The sequence below is a fragment of the Desulfocapsa sulfexigens DSM 10523 genome (assembly GCF_000341395.1).
GTDB classification, from domain to species: Bacteria; Desulfobacterota; Desulfobulbia; order Desulfobulbales; family Desulfocapsaceae; genus Desulfocapsa; species Desulfocapsa sulfexigens.
Genome location: NC_020304.1, coordinates 1,410,107 through 1,433,762, shown reverse-complemented (window position 1 = coordinate 1,433,762; position 23,656 = coordinate 1,410,107). Strand labels below are relative to the sequence as shown.

Genomic DNA, 23,656 nt, shown 5'->3' with positions numbered 1-23,656 from the left:
ATCAGCCTCCCGGTAATCCCCTGGGTTTATGTTTCAAGGAGCCGTTAGACCAGATATTTTTCTTTTGCACACTATAAAAAAAGGATGAGAGTGGATAGGTTTGGGAATATGTTTAAAAGCGGCTTATGTAAGTGTCTCTGTTCTCTCTGGTGATTATCAGAGTGGAAGAGTAATCACAAAGGTGCTTCCTTTTCCTTTTTCACTTTCACATTCCAGCTTACCGCCATGTTTATTCGCGATAATATCATAGGCAATGGCCAAGCCCTGACCTGTCCCCCTACCGACTTCTTTGGTGGTGAAGAAAGGGTCGAAGATTCGACTTTTTACGTCTTCGGGCATACCTGTTCCGTTATCCACCAATCGTACTTTGACTGTGTCGCCAGTGCGCTCAGTAGATATTTTTATGACTCCAGTTTCAGGATTACTCCCGTATCGTTCTTCAACGGCATGGGCTGCATTAACAAGTATATTGAGAATTACCTGCCCCATCTGATCTGCTAAAAGAGGAACCTGAGGCAATTGCTGGTCAAAGTCAGTTATGAGTTCTGCAACATATTTCCACTCATTTCTGGCAACAGTCATGGTGGTGGCAATAAGCTTATTTAAGTCGGACGGAGTCATTTCTTTACTTGCCGGATGAGAAAAATCTTTCATGGCCAGAACAATTGAGCTGATCCGTTCAATACCATCCCTTGATTGAGCAAGTGCCTGAGGAAGTTCGGCAACCAGGTAGTCCCAGTCTGCTTCTTCAAGTGCATTTTCAAATGCCTTGGTACCACTTCCCTCTTTTAAAAAAGGTATTTCTTTCAATGATTCCACAAGAGTGTTTATATCAGTAAATGCCTCTGTCAGGAAATCAAGATTGGTACCCACAAATTGGGCCGGTGTATTGATTTCATGAGCAATGCCAGCAGCCAACTGTCCGACAGATTCCATTTTTTGTGATTGGAGGAGGCGCTGGTGTGCTTGATCCAGTTCTTTTTTATTGGTCTGAAGCATAAAGATCATGTTATTGAAATGTTCACCAATTTGCTGCAACGGGTCATGAGTCGCCTCTTTTACAACCCTACATTTCTGACACTCAATAAATTTTTCTTTAAAGTTTTCTTTACATCCCATATCGTAGCAGAGTGTGTTATCAACCTGCCAGCACCGAAGAGATTTTTTCCCATAACAGGGACATTCTTCTTTGGTACACTTCATCAACTCCCAGCAAGACTGGAGGCCCGGATTTTCAAAAAAAACATCAAGACTTCCACCTTCTTTAAGAATGGCCTGGATGAGGGCAGATGTTTCATCCAATGCTTTTTGCAGCTTACCTCGATGTTCTTCTATTTCATTGTTCTTGCTTTCAAGATCTTTGGTCCGTTGAGCGACTTTATCTTCCAGTTCCAATTGATGTTTTTCAAGGGCAGAGACCATCTCCTTGAGTTTAATGCGCATGGTATTAAACGCCATGCCTATGGTTCCGATCTCATCGGAGGAAGCAACTGTTACCTCATGGTCCAAGTTACCACCGGAAACTTTTTGAACACCTTCAAGGAGAAGGGATAGAGGGCGGTTCAGAATGCGTCTGGTGCCTAATAGGGAAACGGGAAGCATGACGACCAAAATACCTATCAGGAGTGCAATCTGTTTCCACATCAGGGTGGTGATTTCTTTTGTCAGGGACGGCACAGGAACAACAAAGAGGAGGTTCCAGGTTGTGTCGCTGTTACTGAGGGGGATGGGAAGCAACATATGAAATTGATTGTTATGAACACCAAAAATCTCTTCATGATTCTGTAAAGAATTATATAAAAAACCATGTTCATCGCAGGAATCTAACAGTTCTCCTTCTGAAAAATGCTCAGGGTTGCTACCGACAACATAAACTCCATTTTGGTTTAATACAGAGATTTGTGCATTGCCGTCAAAGAGTTCTTCTGTGAGGATTGAGTTTTGCAACGGCCCCAAATCAAGATCAACACCAACAACTCCCTGGAATTTATTCTGATCAAGAATGGGTACTGTGACCGTGACAAACCAGCGATCATTTTCACTATCGTAACTTGGACCAAAAACGTGTGCGTTTTTTTTTGTCTGTGGCGAAGTATACCAAGCTTGTACCTGACTGTTTTTCATGTGAAGAGGACTTAAAAGCAGGGGTTGAATAAATGCCTGCCCGTTTTCTCCCCTGCGCCACAGTGGTGCAAAACGACCTGATTCGTCGTGTCCTTCTTCATTTTTGTAGCCGTCATCCATATAGTCGTAACCAAGTGGTTCCCAACAGGTGAATGCGCTTAAAAAGTGAGGGTTCTCTTCAAGTATACTTCGAACGAGCTGAGAGGCCTCGTAACGTGGGATATCTAAGGGAGATTCACTGTCGTGAACTTTGCTGAGGACTTGCCCCAATGTACGACTTGTGTCAAGGGCACTGCTTATGTCCTGCTCGATGAGAGACCCACGTTGATGAGCGAATGTGCGAAGAGTCGATTGAGCAAGTGTAACAGCATTACGTCTCAGGTTCCAGGATGAATACCCCACAAGGATCATTGCGGTGCAGGCAATACAAAGCCCGGTCCAGAGGATAATTTTGGTGTTTAAAGAGTGCACTTTCATTAATATTTGGCCCTATCTATTTTCGGTACGAGAGATAAAACCCTGATTAATAATGGATATCCCTTCCTGACTTTGTATGTAGCCAAGAAATGATTTCAGGGTTTCCTCCTTTCGTTTGTCATAAATTATATGGTAAGTCACTGTTAGTGGGTAACTTCCGTCTTTAATGGTTTCCCGATTTGGGGGGACACCGTTAATGTTCACCTTGGAACCGTAACGACGTCGATAAGAACTCAGGGCCATAAAGCTTATACCGCCGGGGTTTTGTGCCACATAGGCTCCAAGTTGCTTAGGCCCTGCTGCCTGAAACGCATCGGGTCTGAGTTTCACCTGTTTTGTTGTGTTATTCTCTGAGTCTGGAACCAGCTCTTTAAAAAGAGTGAGAACTCCGCTCTCAACAGTTTTGTCAAGATAGGCAACCTGAATCGGTGTCTCTATCCCACCTATTTCTTTCCAGTTCTTTATTTTTCCAGAAAAAATGCCACTGAGTTGCTCCAAAGTTAATGAAATAATACCATTTTCACGGTGAATAACGACAATGATAGGATCATTTGCAATGATGAATGATTTCCAGTTTTGAGTAATTTCGGGGCTGATGTTAAATTTTTTTATGAGATTATCCTGTGGTTTACAGGTGAAGGCAAAGTCTACCTGCTGTGCAGTTAATAATTTTATAGCAACCTTGTTTCCGGTTTTCTGTGGTATGACAATTCCTGCTGTTTTTGATTTATACCCACGAGCCAGATCTTGGATAAGAAAGTACTCCGTTTTGCATCCTGCAGCCTTTATTGGAGGGGAGGCATATACTGCAGCGTTAAAAAAGAAAAAAAATGCAGCTGTAAAAAAGAGTACGAAAACATGTAGCATAGTATTCATCGGTCATCTCCCTGAGGTTATGGGAATTGTTTTCATGAGTTCATCCAGGAGGTAAATTGAGTGGTTAGTGTTGCTCTTGAATGGAGCAAGAGTACCTCTTGCCATAAAGAATGATATATTATTTACAAGTGGGAAGGCAAGGACTGTTAGGAAATTTCTTATGTCCCAAAAACACTTAAAAATACAAAAATGTTCCTTTTGTGTTTCTGGTCAACACATTCAAGATGCTGGAAAGCAGCCCTTACTTGAAGGATCTTTTACTATTTTGGTAATGCAGCCCTGTAGAAGGTTGAGAGGAGTTCACCATTGTAGAGAAAGATCTGGCGCAGTATAATGGGAAAACTGAAATGGTTAAATCATGCTGCCAGCTACTTGTAGAGCGATGTCTGCGTTGGAAAGCACTCTTGGAAAAGGCAGCACTATGAAGATAATCCTTCCCGGAGAACAGGTTTGAGCAAGACAAATAAAAAGCGAATTCTGCTGGTGGATGATGATACTGCCCATCGAACCATGCTGAAGGTGAACCTCTCCGGGGAAGACTTTCATATTATGGAAGTTGATGATGGTGATCAGGTGATCCCATTTCTGGAACAGGAACAACGGGAACCGATAGACCTGATCCTACTGGATATGAAAATGGCTCGCATGGATGGACTAGCCACGTTGAGGGCACTTAACGATACAGTGCATTCAACCATCCCGGTGATAGTCCTCACTGCTTTTTCATCGGTTGAAACAGCCGTCAAAGCAATGCGTGAAGGTGCCTTTGACTATGTAGCCAAACCCATAGATATTGATGAACTGAAAATGGTCATGGAGAAGGCCCTTGGCTTTCAGGAACTGAAGCAGGAAAATATCAGGTTAAAAAAACATCTGGAAAAACGCTTTTCATTCGGCAACATAATAGGGAGCAGTCCGGCCATGGAGGAACTTTTTGCAACCCTTGAGCTTGTTGCCCCTTCCGACGCCACTGTACTCATCACCGGAGAATCCGGGACGGGAAAAGAATTGATTGCCAGCGCCATATACCAGCAGAGTAATCGAAAACAGTATCCATTTATCAAAGTAAACTGCGCAGCCCTCAATGAAAATCTTCTTGAAAGTGAACTCTTTGGACACGAAGCAGGCGCATTCACCGGTGCTGTTTCCAGACGTAAAGGCCGCTTTGAACAGGCCGACAAGGGGACCCTGTTTCTTGATGAAATTGGAGATATGAGCCTCCAGACCCAGGCCAAGATTTTAAGAGTACTCCAGGAAGGAGAACTGGACAGATTGGGAGGAAGCGAGACCATCAAGGTCGATGTGCGCGTACTTGCGGCAACTCACAGAAATCTGCAGCTTATGATTGAGGAAAAGACGTTCAGACAGGATCTGTTTTTCAGGCTTTCCGTGGTACCGGTGGAGTTGCCTCCCCTGCGCGAGCGTACCAGAGATATTCCGGAACTTGCCTCCCTTTTCCTTGAACGCTATTCCGTAAAAAATAGGAAAGACATAAAGGGATTTGCCCCTGAAGTACTGCGCATCTTCATGGCGCATCAATGGCCTGGTAATATTCGTGAACTTGAAAACACAGTGGAGCGGGCTGTAATCCTCTGTCCCGGTGAACGGATCACCATTCGGGAATTACCACCACAAATACGACCCGAGGGAGCAACGACAAATCAGGATCCGACGGCAGCACCTGTTACACTTCGAGATATGGAGCGGGAAATGATACGTGCAACTCTTGCCCAAAATGAGGGGAACAGGAGTAAAACGGCCAAGATTTTAGGAGTTGCCCGCCAAACCCTGTTGAACAAACTCAAGGAGTACGATATTCTTTAAGCTACTGGTCTCTCAGAGACTCTTCCCAGTTCATTGTAAGTAAACGGAGTTGCAGAAAGCCTAATTCCCTGTTTTGTCAAATAAAACCTAGAGGAATCTGCAGAGGATTACACTTGAAAATAACAGAAACAACAGTACGCTACAGACTTCGTACAGACCCTTCTATCCGGCTGCTCTTCTTCTCAAACCTGATTGTTATAGTTCTGGCTCTTGTTCAACGCTGGTCCATGGGGGAACTCCTCTGGATTTACTGGTGGCAGAACATGATTATCGGATTTTTTAACTGGAGGCGCATTCTTGCTCTGAAGTCATTCAGCACAAAGGGCTTCAAAATCAATGGAAGACAGGCAGAAGCCGCCCCGAAAACCCAAAAATCCACCGCCTGGTTTTTCCTTTTCCATTACGGTGCATTCCATCTTTTTTACGCTATCTTCCTCATAACCAGCATCCCGGAAACCTCACCGTACTTTATGCTCCATGGAGCCGTTGGACTTGGCATTTTTCTTTTCAATCACGCCTTTTCCTATCGCTATAATAAGGAACAAGATGCTGCCGGAAATCCTAATATCGGTACTCTTATGTTTTTCCCTTATGCAAGGATCATCCCCATGCATCTGATTATCATCCTCGGTGCAGCCATAAGTGGAGAATCAACGTGGCTGCTATTTGTTTTTCTCACACTCAAAACAGCTGCTGATATATTAATGCACATCATCTCCCATCATCGTCTTCCTCTTGTAAAACAATAGTATATTGGGCTATAGTGCCTTCACCGTGTGCTCTGCCCCGGAGCCTGTTGAGTCTATTTTGTTTTCCTTTCATTGGGGCCAGACATTTACCCTTCACTTACCGATAACCATTAGAAGAAAAGGCACCAGTCTCCAGCACTCACTTATGTTCAAAACACCGTTCATCAAAGCTTTTGTATTTTCTATATTTCCTCTGACCTATTATCTTATTGGTTATCTCAATCATGCCCGTGCTGGTAAGATTGCATTGATCGGGGTGCTCCTGATTGGCAGCCTCCTGGCCCTCAAACCTTATTTTCCGGAGTCCAAAAAACTCAAGTATATAACTTTTTTTACCCTGCTGGTGCTCTTTGTCAATATGAGCTTTCATGCCGGATTAAAGGATATTTTCGGAGTGGCCCAGGAAGAAAACGCTATTATGGCCGCCATCTTTTCAACAGACCAGAGTGAAAGTACGGAATTTGTTCTCCACTACCGCTGGTACCTGATCAAACATACTGTTCTCTGCATTGCTCTGTTCACACTCTATCTGCGGTACGTAATCAATACTCCGCTCTCTTCGCCCAGCCCGAGGCGGCAAAGATGGCAACTGGTGGTGTTTCTGCTCCTGACAACTGTTATTCACCTTAACCCGTCATTATACCGTTCCAATCCTTTTATATATTTTCCCTACTACTATAATAACTGGCAGGAGGCCCTTCGTGTCACTGCCCGTCTGGTCGAGGAACTCGATGCCAACCTGAAAATTTCAAACCTTGATCTCATGACATACACTGGCGATGAGGAGAAAAAAACCGTCGTCCTGGTTATCGGAGAGAGTGACACGAGGCACAACTGGTCACTCTACGGCTATGACAGAAAAACAACGCCGCAACTCGATGGGATGAAAGACGAACTCGTGGTTTTTGAGAATATTCACGCTGCCGCTCCGGCAACTCTGGTCGCTTTTCTCCATATGCTGACCCCAGCAACGATAGAGGAACCGGAGCGCTGGAAAACCGATCCTGATATCCTCCTTATAGCAAAACATGCGGGTTACCATGTCACTTACATCTCTAACCACTCCACCGACGCCCATAAAGGTATCATCAAGATTTTTTCAGAGCATGGTGATGAGATCATCCGAACCAACCGGGGAAAATCCAGAGGAGAGGGCTCCTATGATGCAATTCTCCTTGCCCCCTTCGAAAAAGCACTGGCCGCCAACCATGACAAAAAATTCATCATCGTCCACATGCTGGGTTCCCATCCCGCCTATAACTTCCGTTACCCCGATTCGTACAGCCTTTTCACCGACACCTATAATGACCCCGTCACCCTTGATCTTAAAGAAAAAGGTCGGGCCAGGTGGGCCCTGACCTTCAGGAACCTCTACGACAACTCCATTGTATATGGAGACATGGTTCGCCACAGGCTTATCGAAATATTGAAAAACTCAAAAGACGCCAAGCACAGTGCCTGGCTCTACCTTCCCGACCATGGTCAAGATGTATGCCACAATGACAATTATTCCGGTCACAACTACACGGCCCCGGAACAATGGGAAATCCCAATGGTTTTCTGGAGTCCCAGCCTCGAAAAGGTGGATCCAGCCATAGCTTCACGGCCATATCGGGTTGATCTTCTCGACCACACGGTTCTTGGACTTCTTGGGATAGAAGGGATCTATTATAACGAGACGAATGATATCTTTTCGGATCGATATATCCCGACCTTGAAGAAAAATGAAGTGGAGAACAGAAAAGCAGAGAACGTTGCAAAGACCGAAAACTGACAGGAATGTCGAGCAGCAAAAATGATGGTTACCTAGGTCTGTCTGACAGAATCACCAGAACTGTTTTCTGTTTTTGCAATCTGGTTATTTCATCGGGGTCGTTAATAGTAGAGACGACAAAGGGGATTGGGGAAAAGCTCCTAAACAGCTCACCACCACTATGGTTGTGGCCAATCGAAAAGCTGCTCAACCGGCCATAAATAAAAACAAACTTGTAGAGAAACTCCTCGATCCGGAAAATGGCCGGAATTTTACTGATACTCAGATGGTAAGCTGTCTGTATCCCATGATGGGCCAAAAGAGAGAGATAAACGGGATTCCTTGACTCAACAAGAGTCTTGTCACTGCAACCATATCTGTCGAGCAGAGAGGTAAGTTTTTCGGCAATAAGTGATACCCGCCATGGCGGTTGTCTACTCAGGTTTTTGAAGTCCAGCCAGAACCCAGGCAGGCTACCAAATCGCTCCAGAACCTCATCGAGGGGCAGCACAGTTTTCTTATCATAGTCCGGGTCATGGGCAACAACGAAGCCCTTCAGTTCATGGTCGTAATGGATATCAAGCTCCACTCCCTGAAGTTGCCGCTCGACCGCTGCATTGAGGCCTGCTACACTATTAGCCGCAGATCCATCAGCAGTATACCCGGCATGTCCCCAGACCTCCCCCCTTCGCCCTGAAAGAGGGCTGATTGCCATCCTGGAAAGTTCTTGGTCAATCGCCGGGCTCAATAAAGTAACTGCAACCTGAAGCACAATCACCAAGAGCAGAACAGAAAGAAAAAGGTATTTTATGAATTTAGTCATAAAGAGTAGGGATGAGTAAAACCATGAACAATGCCCACACTTTTGTACGCCAAACAGTATGATTAGCGACCATCTGATAACTACCAACCCCTCCCCAGCATGTCAATGTGATTTGTTAGCATGTTTCTCCCTTTACAAGGGAACACTCCCGGAAAAAGAGTTTCAAGGCTCCTTGAATTCTTAAGCAGGATACGGTAATTTATCAAGGATACATTTCAGCAGTTATTGCTTGTCATTATTCACTCATTTTCGAGGTTCCCCACATGCCACCCATCGTCACTTTTATCGGCTGGCACGATTGCGGCAAAACAACACTCGCTTCCAGGGTTGTCAGCCATCTTAAACAGCTTGGATACCAGGTGGCTGTCATTAAATCCACCAAGGAAACGGGGATTGTCTTTGATACCCCCGGAACGGACACCCATACCCACCGCAGTGCCGGGGCGGATTCTGTGATGCTGGTAGCACCTGATCAGATGGTGATTATGACGGATAACAGGCAGGAGTCCCTGACAAGTCTCGCCCACCGCCACTTTCCGGATGTTGATATTGTTATTGGAGAAGGCTTCAAAGAGGCCAGGCAGGTCTCTAAAATTGAAGTCTTCCGCAATAGTGAAACAAAAGAACTCCTCCGTAATACAGTGACCGGAGTAATTGCCGTTGCCAGTGATGAGCAGGTCAGTGGAGACCATGTTTTTCGACTCACCGAAGCTGCTGAAATTGCTTCATTTATTGAAAAACGCTTCCTTCAGGATGCCGGAAAAGGTGCAGACCACACCACCCTCCTCATCAACGGTAATCGCATCCCCATGAAAAATTTTGTTCAGGATGCACTTGCCGGTACCGTATGTGGATTTGTAGATTCCCTGAAGCTTGGCACTAAAGTGACTAAAACTATTGATATCCGGATAACCCTTCCATAAAAACTCCCAATAAATCCACTCTCACTTAGAAGAGCACATTATGTACAGAAAAATCAGTTTCCTTCTTCTTTTTGTTATGTTACTCCCGCTCACCACCCTGCACGCCCAAGAATCAATCAAGGTTGCTTCGACCACGGCAACCCTTGACTCCGGTCTACTCGACTATCTGTTACCGATTTTCAAAAAAAGCACCGGCATTGACGTGACTGTTACCGCTGTAAGTAACAGTGCTGCACTGGAACTTGGTCAACAGGGTAAAGTGGATGCCGTCCTCACACATGACAGGGACCTTGAAATCCTGCTAGTGGACGAGGGGTACTTTATTGATCGTGAAGAGATCATGTATAGCGACTACGTTATTCTTGGTCCCAAAAATGACCCCGCTGAACTACAGAACTCAACTGTGCCCCTCGATGCTTTCAAAAAAATTCGTGCTTCAAAAGCCAATTTTATCTCCCGCGGCGACAATTCCGAGACCAATATGCGTGAAAACCGTATATGGGCCAGCACCGGAGCAATGCCTGGCAGAATTGATTCCTGGTACCTGCCCGCAAACCTGGGAATGACAGAAACAATCAATCTGGCTATGGAGAAAAAGGCATACACAATAGCAGACCGCGCCACCTGGCTCAGCCTTAAGGCCAGTAAAAATAATGATTTTACTATTCTTCTCGAGGGGGATCCAAGCCTCTTTAATCAGTACGGTGTTATGATCGTTAACCCCAGAAATCACAGACATGTCAACTACCAGTCAGCCATGAATTTTGTTATCTGGCTCAGCTCACCGGCAGGCCAGGATACAATCGGCGCCTTCAGAGATAAAGGTGGAAATATTCTTTTCACTCCCAATGCCAGGTGATCTGCAAAACATCTCAGATAATACGGAAATATTTCCTCCCTGCGATCAGTAGAAGATACCTCAGCCGCCTTCTATATCTTTATTTTCTGCTGGCGGCTCCAATACCCTTTTCCACCGATGAGACGTTTTGATATTGTCACTGTTCGCTTCACCGAAAAAAACATCATACTGCTAAAACGCGTCAGCGAAGAATGCCAGGCAGAGTTTATTCCATGGACAAAAAAATAATCACCGTACTGATTCTCATTGTGAGCGTCATTGGAATCCTTTTCCTTCCAAATGATAAAAAGAAAATACTCAGCAATATGGATACACTCGCAGAGTACTGTTCTTCAACCAGTGAAGAAACAGCCATTGCCCTGCTCAAAAAAGCTGCTCTTGCGGCTAAACTCTGCAAGAATCCCTGTATGGTGCAGATCGATTCCCATAATATCCATCGTGACTTTCTCAAGAAAGAGCTGACAGATCAGATCATTATGATGAAAAGAACGATGCCTGAAACCTCTTTCAGCTTTTATAACACAAGCATCATCTTTCCCCAGAAGACCCTGGCAGAAATCACAACGACCCTTCAGTTGACCGAAATAACCAGTAATGACCGCTTCAGCGACACCTATGAACTCACGATTCATGCAGAAAAAACAGATGGGGACTGGCTCTTTTCTTTTTTTAGCGTTATTGAATTCATGAGACAATAAATCGTATGTTACCACCTTCACCGGAGGATATTTGCATGTCAGCTTTAAATGACGAACTCGGTACCACCAATGTAATCTGGAATCTCGACGCCCTCTACGACTCACTTGAAGATGACCTGCTTCAGGATGACCTTGACCTCTGCATACAGGAGGCTGAGCTGATAAGGGAAGGATGTGCGGGGAAACTCAAAGAACTCTCTCCTGCCACCTTTGCCAGGACAGTGCGCCGTATAGAACGTATCCATATCAACCTTGGCCGCATTGACACTTACGCCTTTCTCAATTTTGTCACTCAAGTTAAAAACAATGCGGCGGCAGCCTTTCTCCAGAAATGCAAGGAAGATGCAAGCCGTGTCAATAGGGAGCTGGTTTTCTTCGACCTGGAATGGGCCAAAATGGATCAAACCTCTGCAGACCGATTTCTTACAGCTGAGGATACTGCAGAGTATCACCATTATCTCAGCAACCTGCGTAAATATGCCAACCATCTCCTGTCACATTCTGAAGAATCTCTGCTGGTGGAATTCTCACCGGTGGGCCGTGATAGCTGGCTCACCCTGTTTGAAAAACTCCTGGGACACCTTGAGTTCGGCGAAAAGAAAAGAAGTGAAGAGGAAGTGCTCTCGGATCTCTACAATTCGAAGCGCAGTGTTCGTAAAAATGCTGCCCTTGAACTCACCACTGGCCTCGACAGCCAGCTCCATATTCTCAGCCATATATTCAATACTATTCTTGCTGAAAAGATGATCGACGACAGGTTACGACACTACCCCTCCTGGGTCAGTTCCAGAAACCTCTCCAACGAACTCGAAGATAGAACCGTCGATGCCCTGGTGGACAGCTGCACTGAACGTTACGATATCGTCCAGCGTTACTATGCGATAAAGAAAGATATTCTGGGGCTCGATACCCTCCACGATTATGACCGCTACGCCCCACTTCCCTCCCTGCCAGATCGCCTCGTTCCATGGAAAGAATGTAGACAAATGGTGCTCGATGGGTTCAGGGATTTCTCCCCAGAAATGGCTGATATCGCGAATCTTTTCTTTGACAACAATTGGATTCATGCACCACTACTTGATGGAAAACGGGGTGGAGCATTCGCTCATCCGGCAGTTCCTGATGCCAATCCCTATGTTCTGGTGAATTACACTGGAAATCTCCGGGATGTATCCACAGTCGCCCATGAACTCGGCCATGGTATCCATCAATATCTCGCCAGGGATAAGGGCTATTTCAACAGTGACACGCCACTGGTACTTGCCGAAACAGCCTCCGTTTTTGCCGAACTGTTGATCTTTCACAAGCAGCTCGCATCTCTTAGCGAACCTGCGCAAAGACAGGCCTTTATCTGCCAGAAACTGGAATCAATATTTGCCACCGTATTCAGGCAAATTTCCATGAACCGCTTTGAGGATATGATTCATAGCCAGCGCCGCAATAGCGGAGAAGTCTCAACCGATGATCTTTCAAACCTGTGGATGAAGAGCCAGAAAGCAATGTTTGGTGATGCAGTCACACTTGGAGATCATTATAAAATATGGTGGTCCTATATCCCCCATTTTCTCCATACCCCTGGCTATGTCTACTCTTATGCATTTGGCGAATTGCTGGTACTGGCGCTCTATCGAATTTATCAAAAAGAAGGGGCTGATTTTATCCCCAAATATCTGTATCTTCTTTCGGAGGGAGGCAGTAAATCCCCAACCGAACTACTGGCCCCGTTCAACATTGACTTGAACGACCCTTCCTTCTGGCAGGGTGGCTTGCACGTCATTGAAAACATGTTGGAGGAAATATCATGAAGGATGAAATAGGAGCACGTCTTGTAGGAGTACTGAAGTCCCCTGAGGAATCAGAATGTCAGGAAAGTTTCGCCCGGGCCATGGAACTCACCAAGGCCTATGCCAGTTCGGGCTCTGCCACCCACTTCAGCGCTGTGGCCAGATTGTTTTACGACCTTTTTGAAATGTTTGAAACAGGAAAAGATCCACGGCAGAAGTAAGGAAGGGAAAGCTCAACACTATGGATGAAATCAGTCAGGTGGAATACGTCGCAGATACTTCTGTAGCGACTCTTCCATATCACCGCCACACGACCTCACAATAAGTCGGATATACGTGACATTTTTCTTTATGCTGTCAAGATAAAGATTCCGATCAACCCCCCAGCGTTCCCGAAAATGAATCTGCATAAACTTGGTGAGATTTCCAAATACAGAGGACAGACGATCAACCACAACCTCATGATAAAACACAGAAGTCTTTTCCATCAATTCCACTGCAGATTTATAGCCGGTAACCCCGCCTTCCTCATGTTCCTGAAAAAGTAACGGTAACCGCTCCAGATAGTATCTGTCGGCCATCTGAGCCAGGATGTCCGCAGATCCCACGGAGAAAGAAGCCAGCTGCATTTCTGCAGATGGAAAAAACAACGAGTCAGGGTCAATACTAAGATTTGTACACTGGATAATGAGCGAACAATCTGTAATAAAGGGAAGGGAAAATTTTCTTGCTTTCAGATAGTCTGCCATAAGAAACATGGAGCGTTTCTCATGGCCAAGGGTGTACACAGCGCCGGTTTCCGCATCCTCAGAATTCTTGAGTAACAGGCCACAATCATGAAAATAGGCGCTGTACAGTGCCTTGCTTAAAGTTTCTTCAGAAACATGCCAGCCATCACGGGACAATCCGTGAAACAGTCTCACAGTTGCCAGAACAACGCCATAGGTGTGATTGAGGTTATGATATTTGGTGTTCGATTGCCGGTACTCCGGATGTTCCCCCTCAAAAATCAACCTGATTTCACGATGTAGCTCAACAAGGGGCTCCTGGGGAAAATCCGGCGCCATTAAAGTAATCACGGCCAGGATCTCATCGAGTGGATCTTCAGTGTAGCCAGACTCAAGCAGTTTTGTCAGAAAAAGATTGTCCAAGAATTCCCTGTGCTGATTCGTGTAAATTTGAAGGTAATGATTTGTATGTTATGCCCCGGGACAGCAGAAGTCTTTCTGAAAAACATGAAAGGACTTTTTTAAGATCCTAATTCGGTATTTTTGAGATTGCAAATCAGGCTTATAAAAATCTGTCACTCAAACGAAATACACTTTTGCGAGCAATAGGCGGCGGCTTTTTCCACCCTTTCAGTTACTTCAGCATCCGGATCAATAAGAGTGGCCTTCTCCCATTCGTCCATTATAAAAACTTCGGGGCAGATTTCTACGCAGGCTCCGCAACCATTACATTCATAAACATCAATGAGAATGGATTTCTTTAGCATATCCGCCCCTATCTCTCCAATGCATTCTTGGTAAAACTTCTGTCGGGCTCGACGGGATACTCACCGTTAAAACATGCAAGGCAAAAGTCTTCGGGTTTCAATCCTGTGGCTTCGACCATCCCCTGAAGACTCAAGTAGTAAATTGAGTCCAGACCAAGATGGGCGGCTATTTCCTCCAGCGAATTGTTCGTTGCAATAAGCTGATCCGACGAGGGAAAATCGATTCCATAGTAGCAGGCATGGCGGGTGGGAGGACAGCTGACCATCATATGAACTTCTGTGGCTCCTGCCTCTCGCAGTGCCTTTACCCTGCTCCGCCCAGTGGTGCCACGGATAACGGAATCCTCTACAATTATAACCCGTTTTCCCTTCAGCAAAGCCCTTACAGGATTGAGTTTCACCCGCACATTAAAGTCTCGCATGGATTGGGTTGGTTCAATAAACGTTCGTCCCACATAATGGTTCCGGATCATTCCCATTTCAAGAGGGATACCGGATTCTCTGGAAAACCCGATGGCCGCATAGTTCCCGGAATCCGGAAAGGGCATAACAAAATCCCCTTTCATACCAGATTCCCGCGCCATAATCTCCCCCATTCGTTTACGGGCCTCATACACATTGATACCAAAGACGTCTGAATCGGGACGGGCAAAATAGACCTGCTCAAAAATACAGAAACTTGTTTTCTGCTTCGGCCAGGGAAAAATTGAACGAATGCCATCTTTGGTGATAATAACAACCTCACCCGGTTCAACATCCCGAATATACACAGCTTCGACCAGGTCCAGGGCACAGGTCTCAGAAGCCACAATCAAGGCACCGTTATTTAATTTTCCGAGACAAAGAGGTCGAAACCCACCAGGATCCCGGACAGCAACAAGAGTATCCTCTGTCATTAACAGGATCGAATAGGCACCCCTCAGACAGGAAAACGATTCGCTGAGTGCCCGATCGAGACCAAGATGGGTGGTACGTGCCATGAGATGAAGGATCACTTCACTATCCATTGCAGTCTGGAAGATAGACCCTTTCCCTTCAAGATCATGACGTAATTCAAGCGAGTTAACAAGGTTCCCATTATGAGCGACCGCAAGGGTGCACCCTCTATGATTCACCATTAAAGGCTGGGAGTTCGTCACATTGGAGGAACCGGTGGTGGAGTATCGAACATGCCCCATGGCCATGGAACCCGGTAAGCCCTGAAGAATATCCTCTGAAAAAATTTCAGGAACAAGGCCCATGGCCTTATGGATTGAAACCTTTCCCTCATCGGAAGCCACAATCCCTGCACTTTCCTGACCTCTGTGCTGCAGTGCGTATAAGCCAAAATAGGTGAGCTTTGAAGCATCTTCGTGACCAAAGATACCACAGATACCACACTCATGCTTAGGGCGTCCATCTTCAACAATCTGTACGCTACTATTTGTCATTGGAATATTCCTCGTATACAGCAACTCGGCAGTGAATCTGCATTTGTATAAAAAAGGGAAAGGCACAAAGAAAACAAATATCTTTGTGCCTTTTGTTAAAATCTGATAGAAAGATTTATAATATGTTTCATGGAAATTCAACAATAAAGCACCTTCTGTCCCGTTTTTCTCATTTATCACCCCTGACCGGGTGAGACTAACAGACAGGAAGCAGATTTTTTTTAACCCGTAAAATGATAAAACTGACTTCAACCGTAAAAGCCGCAGGTTGAGCTGCAAAACTTGGCCCGGGGGACCTGAGCCAAATACTTTGTGGTATTACCCTTCCCAAAAATGATCGCTTAATCGTCGGGGCAGAAACCTGTGATGATGCAGGAGTCTACCGCTTAAACGACGAGACAGCCCTGATTCAGACACTGGATTTTTTCACTCCCATCGTGGACGACCCATACCACTTCGGTCAGATCACTGCCGCCAACGCCTTGAGTGATGTCTATGCAATGGGTGGCACACCGATTCTTGCCATGAATATCCTGGCCTGCCCTATCAAAACCATGGCAGTTGAGATTTTCCGCGAAATTATCAAAGGAGGGCTTTCGAAAGTGGTGGAAGCCGGGGCACTTCTGGTCGGCGGTCATTCTGTGGAAGATAAAGAGTTAAAGTATGGTCTTTCAGTGACGGGAACGGTTCACCCAGATCAAGTTCTGCTGAACAGTGGCGCCAGGGTCGGTGACCGCCTGATCCTCACCAAGCCCCTCGGCACAGGCATTCTTTCAACGGCCATCAAGGGACAGCTGGCAGGTGCTGACATTGAGAAACAGATCACACACATTATGGCCACCCTCAACCGTGCCCCGGCGGATGCAATCACAGCTGTTCGAGACAGGGGTTACCAGGTCCACGCCTGCACAGATATCACCGGCTTTGGCCTACTCGGACATCTCCATGAAATGACCATAGCTTCAGGAGTCAAGGCCAGACTGATCAAAAAGCAGATTCCTCTTATTTCAGGCTGTATCGATTTCGTTAATATGGGCATCATTCCAGAGGGTGCCTATACCAATCGCAAGTTTTACTCGAAATGGCTGCAAAACAGAGGTACTGAAGGTGAGCCCATGGAAATGGTACTGGCTGACCCCCAGACCTCGGGCGGACTTCTCATAGCAGCTCCACCAACGACCAGTGAACAGCTTCTGAAAGAAATGAACAGCTCAAACTATCCATTTTCCTGCCGGGACATAGGTGAGATCGTGGCAGGAGAAAGTGGCGTGATAGAACTGATATAATTGACATTTCGCAGGCTGCATTGGCCCGGTGCCATATATCATCTCTCCTGTGTCAATGATGCCAGTCGTCTTCGCAACTCCTCCACCCGTTTCCTGTTCACCCCAAAGTCAGAATAGCCGACCCTGGAGGCAGAACGGATATGAATACAGTTATTTTCACCATCAAGGCGGCTGCTGACATCATCAGTAAAACGAAACAGGCTGCTGCGGAAGGTGGCATGAAGAAAGAAGCCATCCACCTCTTCAATCTGTCCCCCCATCTCAAGGATCTGCTCCTGCAGGGTCTGCCATGCGTCAGATGCCGATCCTGTAAATGCAATAGGAGCAATATTGGAGTCTTGGAGGGAATCCTCACTGCTCACACAGTTCGGGCTTCCGGGACAAGGTGCCAGGTGACCATTAACAATATATTTCTTTCCAGCCAATGCTTCCATATTCTCCTCTCCTGACTGACTATTGCCCGAGCACCCGGATACCACTAGAGTGACAACCAGTATGAGTGAGCAAAGCGACAGCAGACAAAGATCGCTTCTCTTTTGCAACATTTCAGGACGATCAATAACCACATCCTGACCAGAGATACTCTGATCTACCTGCATGGCAAAATTGCCGTGACAAGCCTTTATGTTCTCATCAAAATTGATCTTTTTCATTCTTTCCCTCAACAAAAGAAGTATTTTTAATTCTTACGATCCCCTGAATACGATCAAGCTCAGCAAGGACCTGGACATAGAGAATCTGAGCCCGGTATTCATCGGCAAGAGCCCTGGAAAAGGCCTCCTGGGCAACAAGTACATCATAGGTGGTAGCTCTGCCCACATCAAACTTTGTCTGCTCCCCTTCCAGTCGTTTTTGTGACGAAAGACTGGTTTTACGTGTGGCCTCGATGGCCTTAAGACTCAGTCTCACATCACGCACTGCCTGTCTGGCGAGACTTCGTGTCTGCTGACGCAGGAGTTCTGCCCCAATTTTTGCACGCACCGCCTGGGCCTTTGCCTGTCTGTACTTTCCCTCTGCACTTCGATTTTCCAAAGGCAGGGAAAATTTCACCCCCGCCTGCCATCGGGTATCACCGTCATTGCTCAGCCGATCCACGGCATTTCCGTAACTGTCCTCATTCCCACCAAGCCCCACGGATCCAAAGAGATTCAGCGAAGGCAGCGTCTTATCTTTCATTGCGACACTAATGATTTCTGCCGCCTCTTTCTCCATATCTGCAGCCCGTATGTCCGGACGATTAACCAGAGCCCGTTCCAGAACAGTATCAAGAGATGGAATCTTTTCTTCAACAACCGGTCTATCCGTCGGGTTCAGCGGTCTGTTCCACTCCTGATTGTTCATCAGATAGCGCAGTGTGTCTTCAGCAACACCGACGGCCCGCTCCCCACCGATAAGGTTCTGTTCCCTTCTCGCAACTTCTGACTGGGGCTGGTAGATTTCAACGTCCGCCAGAACTCCTGTCTCAATTTTACTCCGGGTCTCCTCCTCAAGCTTTCTGGCCAGGGTAAGAGACAGTTCGAGAGCCTCAATATCCTGCCAGCTTGAAACCAGTTCCCAATAGGCCTTGCGTACCTGGGAGCAAAGTTCTGCTGCCTCCCGGTGAACAAGAAAAATGGCAGCTTCTGTTCTCTTTGCTGCAGCCCGGATCCCCGCAGTCTGTACCTCATTACCCATTCCCTGAAGAAGGGGTTGACTGATCGTGAGGTCAACTCCACTCGAATACAGTGGATCAATAAGCAAGTAGCTGGAGTCACTGTCGTAATAGTCGTTGTTCCACGACAAGCCAAACTCCGTTCCCGTAACCATGCGTTTTGAAAGGGTGGTGTTCCAGTAGCCGGTGTCTTCACTCAAGGCACTTCCCTGCACGGTCGGAGTAAGTCGTGTTTCACCCGCCCCGACCCCAGTCTCCAGAAGCGTGTCAAAGCTGCCATGCTCCAGATCACTGCCACCTCGTGCAATCTCAAGATCCTGTCTGCTTAACTGAATATTGAGATTGTTGGAAAGGGCAGTTTCAATGGCCTGGCTTAAGGTAAGATCCAGTGCTGCCTCTTCACAAAGCGCAGTCGTTGCCTGCAGGCAGAGAATCCCACAAAAAGTCAAAAAGCCTCTCCTTTTCCAATACTCATTTTTCATTGTTGACCTCCTGTGATTCACCAGAGAGAAGAGGATAAGGACGCCAGTACAAGCGATGGAGCCAGGCTCGAAGCCGCGGCTGCAACTCCAGAAAACGATGAAAGAGATAGTAAAGGCTGGGTACCACCACCAGAGTCAGAAAAGTGGCTACTATCAGACCGAAGATGATCACAACGGCCATGGAGCGCCACCATTGGCTGGACTCACTCACCCAGCACATGGCGAGATTACGAAAATCATAGGAGATCCCGGTAACCATGGGAATAAGCCCGAGGATGGTGGTTATGGCAGTAAGCAGTACCGGCCTCAGCCGTGTCGCCCCTGCGGCCATCACTGCCTCTTTTACAGCCATGCCCCGAGCACGGAGCTGATTGGTATAATCGATAAGAACAATTGCATTGTTGACCACCACCCCTGCAAGTGAAATTACTCCGACACCTGTCATAACAATACCAAAGGGCTGTTTGAAAAGCATCAGACCGAGAAAGGCGCCACCGAGTGAGAGGATAACCGAAGTCATAATGATAAACGGCTGCCCCACCGAATTAAACTGACTCACCAGAATAAAAAAGATGCAGAACAGGGCGATAATGAAGGCCTTTCCAAGAAAGGCTTCAGACTCCTGCTGATCCTCAAGTTCCCCGGTAAAACTAACCTTATACCCGGGAGGCAGTATCAGCCCGGCCAGGGCCTCCTCCGCTCCTGCACGCACCACTGGAGCCGGAACCTTGGCCTCATCCACATTCGCCTTCACGGTAACCACCCGCTCATGGTTAATACGTACGATATCACCAAGAGATCCGGATATTTTGATCGTTGCAAGGGTGGAAAGAGGCACCGTCATACCGTTTGGTGCAGGAATCATCAACTCATGAAGCACATCCACCACCCTGCGGTTTTTTTCGTCGAGCTGTACCGTTATATCATAGTCTTCATTACCTTCCCGGAATGAAGAAACTTCCAACCCGTTATATGCAGTCTTCAAAGCAAAACCTATCATATCGGTGGAAATACCAAAAAGGGCCGCCTTCTGCCGATCCACAGCCACCTGAACCGAAGGAATACCCTCCACAAAGTTGTCCTGTACGTCTTCCACGTGGGGAATGGTATTCAGGGTCTTGCGGATCGATTTTGCGATCTGACCCAGTATCTGAAAATCATCTCCGGAAATTTCGATATTGATAGGAGCTCCGGTCGGTGGTCCCTGGGCCTCTGAGGCAATTGTGATTTTTCCACCCGGGATATTCCGTATCCGCCTTCGGATCTCCGCCACGGTTTCCTTGGAAGAACCATGCCGCTCCTCAAGATCAAAAAAACGAATCCCCACATGATTCGGAGTGTTAGCTTCAAAGGCCGAACCACCACCCGTTTCCACGGTTGCTTTCATATAGATAGTTTCAATATTAGCAAGATCTGAAGGCCCGAAATGAGTCTTTCCATCCTTATCCCTGTGTTCAACCGGAAGTAGCGCCTTCCGGTACACCTCCTCTGGTAACTCTTCATTTTCCTCTGCTATCTCAGCACTGGCAACCGCCCCCTCTATCCGCCGCATAACCCGGTTTATATATTCAAGATCGGCACCCTCCGGCATATCCACATTGACATACATTCCTTTTGGATCAATATCGGGAAAAAACTCCTTGGGTTTTTCAAGTCCCACAGCAAGCAACCAGCCTTCAACCATGAGAATCAGGACAAAAACGGAAACCATAATGATGGAAAAAGGCTGGCCGAGTGCCACATTCAGCAATGCTGTATACCCCCGGAGCAATGGAGTCGTGATCTGTATCGGTTGTTCCTCAGAAAGTTTCCCCGGATGTTCGATCCTCTTTTTTCCACCCTCAGAAGCAACTTTTAAAAACAAGGATGCCAATGCCGGGTTGATAACCATGGCCACAAAGAGAGATGACGACAGAGTGACAATCAGGGTCAGAGGCAGATAGCTCATAAACTCGCCCATGATACCCGGCCAGAAGAGCATAGGAGAAAAGGCTGCAAGGGTGGTGAGGGTTGAACCGATGACAGGATAGGCTACTTCCGAGGTTGCCTTCATGGCCGCCTCCCTTCGTGGCACCCCCTGTTCCATAAAGCGATGAATATTCTCCACAATAACAATTGCATTGTCCACCAGCATCCCCAGCGCCAGCGTCAGACTGAAGAGGACTACCATATTCAAGGTTATTCCAAGAAGATACAGGACAACAAAGGAGAGCAGCATGGAGAAGGGAATGGCAAGGCTCACCAGAATGGCATTGCGAATCCCCATGGCAAAGAAAATGACCACCACCACCAGAACCAGACCTGAGAGGATATTGTTCTCAAGATCAGCTACCATATTGATAATATCCTTTGATTTATCCATCACCTTGGTGATCTCTGTTCCATCTGGCCAGCCTTGCTGCCGTTCTTCAATGATCTTGCCGACAGCATCTGCAATAGCAATGATATTTTCCCCACTGCGTTTCTTGACCGAGATATTTACTGCCTGATCGCCATTCAGGCGTGATCGACTGGATTCCTCCTTAAACCCGTCCACAATCCTGGCCACATCTTTTAAATATACCGGATCGCCTTGATGGGTGGTGAGAACCAGACCATAGATCTCCTCCGGTGTTGCAAACTCCCCAGGCACACGCAGTTGAAACCTTCCCTTTCCAAGGTGAATGGCGCCACCTGAAGTGTTCTGGTTTTCGCTCGCAACCACCCGCTCCAGAGAGTTAATTGTAAGTCCATAAAATGCGAGTTTCTCGGGGAGAACCTCAATGCGGATCTCCCGCTCCAGACCTCCGCTGATATCCACTTCAAGAACCCCGGTTACTGCCTCAATATCGTCCTGAAGATCGTCAGCTATATCCTTGAGACATGGCAGACCGCAGGTTCCGGAAAGGGAAAAAACTAGGATGGGCATTTCAGATAGATTCACTTCAAAGACCACGGGATCATCTTCCAGATCGTTTGGCAGCTCCCCTTTGGCCTCATCTACTTTGTCTTTCACATCCTGGAGGGCCTTGTCTATATCGACACCGGTAAGAAACTCGACATTGATGGATGAAAGCCCTTCTGAACTCACAGATTCAATTTTTTTTACGCCATCAAGCCCTTTAAGCTTTTTTTCAATTTCTATTGTGATAGCCGTTTCAATATCGGATGGTGAGACGCCTCTGTAAGAGGTGGAGACAAAAACATTTGGAATTGTGATATCGGGCTCAGATTCCCGTGGCAGTGCAAGGTAGCAATAGGTGCCAAAAACAAGAATTATTACAGCCAGGACAAGAACCGAGATCGATTTTTTTACAGCTGTATCCGAAACTATCATGGAGCCTCCAGGGAGGAAAGACTGCGGACAACCCTGACCTGCTGTCCATCTTCAACATCACGATGCCCCTCTATCACGACCCGGTCACCAGTGGCAAGGCCAGCGGTCACTCCGACCATCCAGCCATCCATAATACCAAGCTTTACTGGCTGCTTCTGTACACGACCATCGACTTCCAGATATAAAAACTGTTCTTCATTGCGGTTAATGACAGCGTACAGGGGAACAGCCAGAGCCCTGTCATTTTCTTTTTTGACAATATCCGCCCGTACAAACATTCCGGGAAGGATGGAATAGTCGAGATTGGCAACAGCCAACTCCAGTCGGTACACATGAGCGTTGGACTCAGGAGATGGAGCAAGGAAATGTTTTCGGCCAACGAAGATTTTGTCACCAAGCGCCTTGATTTCAAGATTAATTTCATCAATCTCTCGAAGAGCTACCACATCAGATTCTGGAATTCCCACCACGGCTTTCACCTTCTCCATCTGAAGAATTTCGGCCACTGGATCAGCAACGCTGAGCAGGAGGCCTGGCTTTGCATCCAGTCGACTGATGACTCCAGCTACAGGAGCCTTAATGGTGCAGCGGGAAAGCTTAAGCGTTGCATCATCCAGAGCTGCCTGAGCCGTAAGAAAACGGGCATTAAGATTTTCCATCTCTGCCTGGGGAGCGATCCCCCTGGCATGCATGGTCTGGACCCGCTGTAGCTCTGCCTTTGCTAATGTCCAGGATGCTTTGGCAGACTGAAGGGCAATCCGGTAGTCATCATCTTCAATTCTGGCAAGGATAGCTCCTTCTTCAACCAGATCTCCCTCTGTAACAAGAATCTCTTCGACGGTTCCAGCAACTTTTGCCAAAAGCTCAAGTTTCTGCCATGCTTCTATTGAGCCGGGAAGATTAATACGATCGCGAAGTAGAACCGGCTTAATCTCGAGAACTACAACATTTACAGCCTCTCTCTGTTCAGCTACCGCCTCCGCTTTTTCCTGAACCAACTGTTTTCCCTTCTTCTTGATTCCCAGAAAACCAAACAGGGACAAAATAACAAGAAGGAGAAGAAGGAAGCGAGGGAGGTTTTTCCAAACCATGTACACGATCCTGGC

General features: G+C 46.8%; 19 protein-coding genes. 9 read left to right on the top strand and 10 right to left on the bottom strand.

Going from position 1 to position 23,656, the window contains the following annotated elements; all coding sequences use genetic code 11:
* Positions 1-156: 156 nt before the first annotated feature.
* Both UWK_RS18305 and UWK_RS06335 read right to left on the bottom strand, forming a co-directional pair.
* Positions 157-2,601 carry an ATP-binding protein gene (locus UWK_RS18305; RefSeq protein WP_015403528.1) on the bottom strand — a complete coding sequence of 815 codons (2,445 nt, stop codon included), beginning with the start codon at positions 2,599-2,601 and terminating at the stop codon, positions 157-159.
* 12 nt (positions 2,602-2,613) lie between these two features.
* Complete coding sequence (locus UWK_RS06335; RefSeq protein ID WP_015403527.1) at positions 2,614-3,477, bottom strand: substrate-binding domain-containing protein; 864 nt, start codon at positions 3,475-3,477, stop codon at positions 2,614-2,616.
* 450 nt (positions 3,478-3,927) lie between these two features.
* Between UWK_RS06335 and UWK_RS06330 the strand changes: the two genes are divergently transcribed.
* The 3 genes from UWK_RS06330 (at position 3,928) to UWK_RS06320 (ending at position 7,824) form a co-directional block, all read left to right on the top strand.
* On the top strand, positions 3,928-5,301 hold the full coding sequence (locus UWK_RS06330; RefSeq protein WP_015403526.1) for a sigma-54-dependent transcriptional regulator: 1,374 nt from the start codon (positions 3,928-3,930) through the stop codon (positions 5,299-5,301).
* 113 nt (positions 5,302-5,414) lie between these two features.
* Complete coding sequence (locus tag UWK_RS06325) at positions 5,415-6,050, top strand: DUF6498-containing protein (protein WP_015403525.1); 636 nt, start codon at positions 5,415-5,417, stop codon at positions 6,048-6,050.
* Positions 6,051-6,195: 145 nt separating this feature from the next.
* Positions 6,196-7,824, top strand: coding sequence for a phosphoethanolamine transferase (locus UWK_RS06320; protein ID WP_015403524.1), 1,629 nt, complete (start codon positions 6,196-6,198; stop codon positions 7,822-7,824).
* 28 nt (positions 7,825-7,852) lie between these two features.
* Here the strand turns inward: UWK_RS06320 and UWK_RS06315 are convergent, their stop codons facing one another.
* Complete coding sequence (locus tag UWK_RS06315) at positions 7,853-8,575, bottom strand: glycerophosphodiester phosphodiesterase (protein ID WP_167320724.1); 723 nt, start codon at positions 8,573-8,575, stop codon at positions 7,853-7,855.
* 314 nt (positions 8,576-8,889) lie between these two features.
* Between UWK_RS06315 and mobB the strand changes: the two genes are divergently transcribed.
* From mobB to UWK_RS06290, 5 genes are all read left to right on the top strand, one after another.
* Positions 8,890-9,549: a molybdopterin-guanine dinucleotide biosynthesis protein B gene (mobB, locus tag UWK_RS06310; protein WP_015403522.1), complete on the top strand. Its 660-nt coding sequence runs from the start codon at positions 8,890-8,892 to the stop codon at positions 9,547-9,549.
* 40 nt (positions 9,550-9,589) lie between these two features.
* Positions 9,590-10,408 (top strand): substrate-binding domain-containing protein, encoded by an 819-nt coding sequence (locus UWK_RS06305; protein ID WP_015403521.1) that lies wholly within the window; start codon positions 9,590-9,592, stop codon positions 10,406-10,408.
* A 212-nt stretch (positions 10,409-10,620) separates the two neighbouring features.
* Positions 10,621-11,106 carry a hypothetical protein gene (locus tag UWK_RS06300; RefSeq protein ID WP_015403520.1) on the top strand — a complete coding sequence of 162 codons (486 nt, stop codon included), beginning with the start codon at positions 10,621-10,623 and terminating at the stop codon, positions 11,104-11,106.
* 35 nt (positions 11,107-11,141) lie between these two features.
* Entirely contained in the window at positions 11,142-12,911 is a 1,770-nt protein-coding gene (locus UWK_RS06295) for a M3 family oligoendopeptidase (RefSeq protein ID WP_015403519.1), read from the top strand.
* Complete coding sequence (locus tag UWK_RS06290; protein WP_015403518.1) at positions 12,908-13,111, top strand: hypothetical protein; 204 nt, start codon at positions 12,908-12,910, stop codon at positions 13,109-13,111. The genes UWK_RS06295 and UWK_RS06290 overlap by 4 nt, the downstream gene beginning before the upstream one ends.
* A 30-nt stretch (positions 13,112-13,141) precedes the next feature.
* Here UWK_RS06290 and UWK_RS06285 read toward each other — a convergent pair whose 3' ends face one another.
* From UWK_RS06285 to purF, 3 genes are all read right to left on the bottom strand, one after another.
* Positions 13,142-14,041 (bottom strand): hypothetical protein, encoded by a 900-nt coding sequence (locus tag UWK_RS06285; protein WP_015403517.1) that lies wholly within the window; start codon positions 14,039-14,041, stop codon positions 13,142-13,144.
* 152 nt (positions 14,042-14,193) lie between these two features.
* Positions 14,194-14,385, bottom strand: coding sequence for a ferredoxin (locus UWK_RS06280; protein WP_015403516.1), 192 nt, complete (start codon positions 14,383-14,385; stop codon positions 14,194-14,196).
* Positions 14,386-14,393: 8 nt separating this feature from the next.
* Positions 14,394-15,815: an amidophosphoribosyltransferase gene (purF, locus tag UWK_RS06275; protein ID WP_015403515.1), complete on the bottom strand. Its 1,422-nt coding sequence runs from the start codon at positions 15,813-15,815 to the stop codon at positions 14,394-14,396.
* A gap of 233 nt (positions 15,816-16,048) precedes the next feature.
* On the opposite strand from purF, the gene selD reads away from it, so the two are divergent.
* On the top strand, positions 16,049-17,101 hold the full coding sequence (gene selD / locus UWK_RS06270) for a selenide, water dikinase SelD (protein WP_083907217.1): 1,053 nt from the start codon (positions 16,049-16,051) through the stop codon (positions 17,099-17,101).
* A 38-nt stretch (positions 17,102-17,139) separates the two neighbouring features.
* On the opposite strand, the gene UWK_RS06265 is transcribed toward selD, so the two are convergent.
* Genes UWK_RS06265 through UWK_RS06250 form a run of 4 tightly spaced genes read right to left on the bottom strand, consistent with a single transcriptional unit; the run spans position 17,140 to position 23,641 of the window.
* On the bottom strand, positions 17,140-17,754 hold the full coding sequence (locus tag UWK_RS06265; protein ID WP_015403513.1) for a DUF1499 domain-containing protein: 615 nt from the start codon (positions 17,752-17,754) through the stop codon (positions 17,140-17,142).
* Positions 17,735-19,234 carry a TolC family protein gene (locus UWK_RS06260; RefSeq protein WP_015403512.1) on the bottom strand — a complete coding sequence of 500 codons (1,500 nt, stop codon included), beginning with the start codon at positions 19,232-19,234 and terminating at the stop codon, positions 17,735-17,737. The genes UWK_RS06265 and UWK_RS06260 overlap by 20 nt, the downstream gene beginning before the upstream one ends.
* The gene (locus tag UWK_RS06255) at positions 19,224-22,550 is read right to left on the bottom strand and encodes an efflux RND transporter permease subunit (protein ID WP_015403511.1); all 3,327 of its coding nucleotides are present in this window, start codon (positions 22,548-22,550) and stop codon (positions 19,224-19,226) included. The genes UWK_RS06260 and UWK_RS06255 overlap by 11 nt, the downstream gene beginning before the upstream one ends.
* Positions 22,547-23,641 (bottom strand): efflux RND transporter periplasmic adaptor subunit, encoded by a 1,095-nt coding sequence (locus UWK_RS06250; RefSeq protein WP_015403510.1) that lies wholly within the window; start codon positions 23,639-23,641, stop codon positions 22,547-22,549. Before UWK_RS06250 ends, UWK_RS06255 begins: the two co-directional genes overlap by 4 nt.
* Between the last annotated feature and the right edge of the window lie 15 nt (positions 23,642-23,656).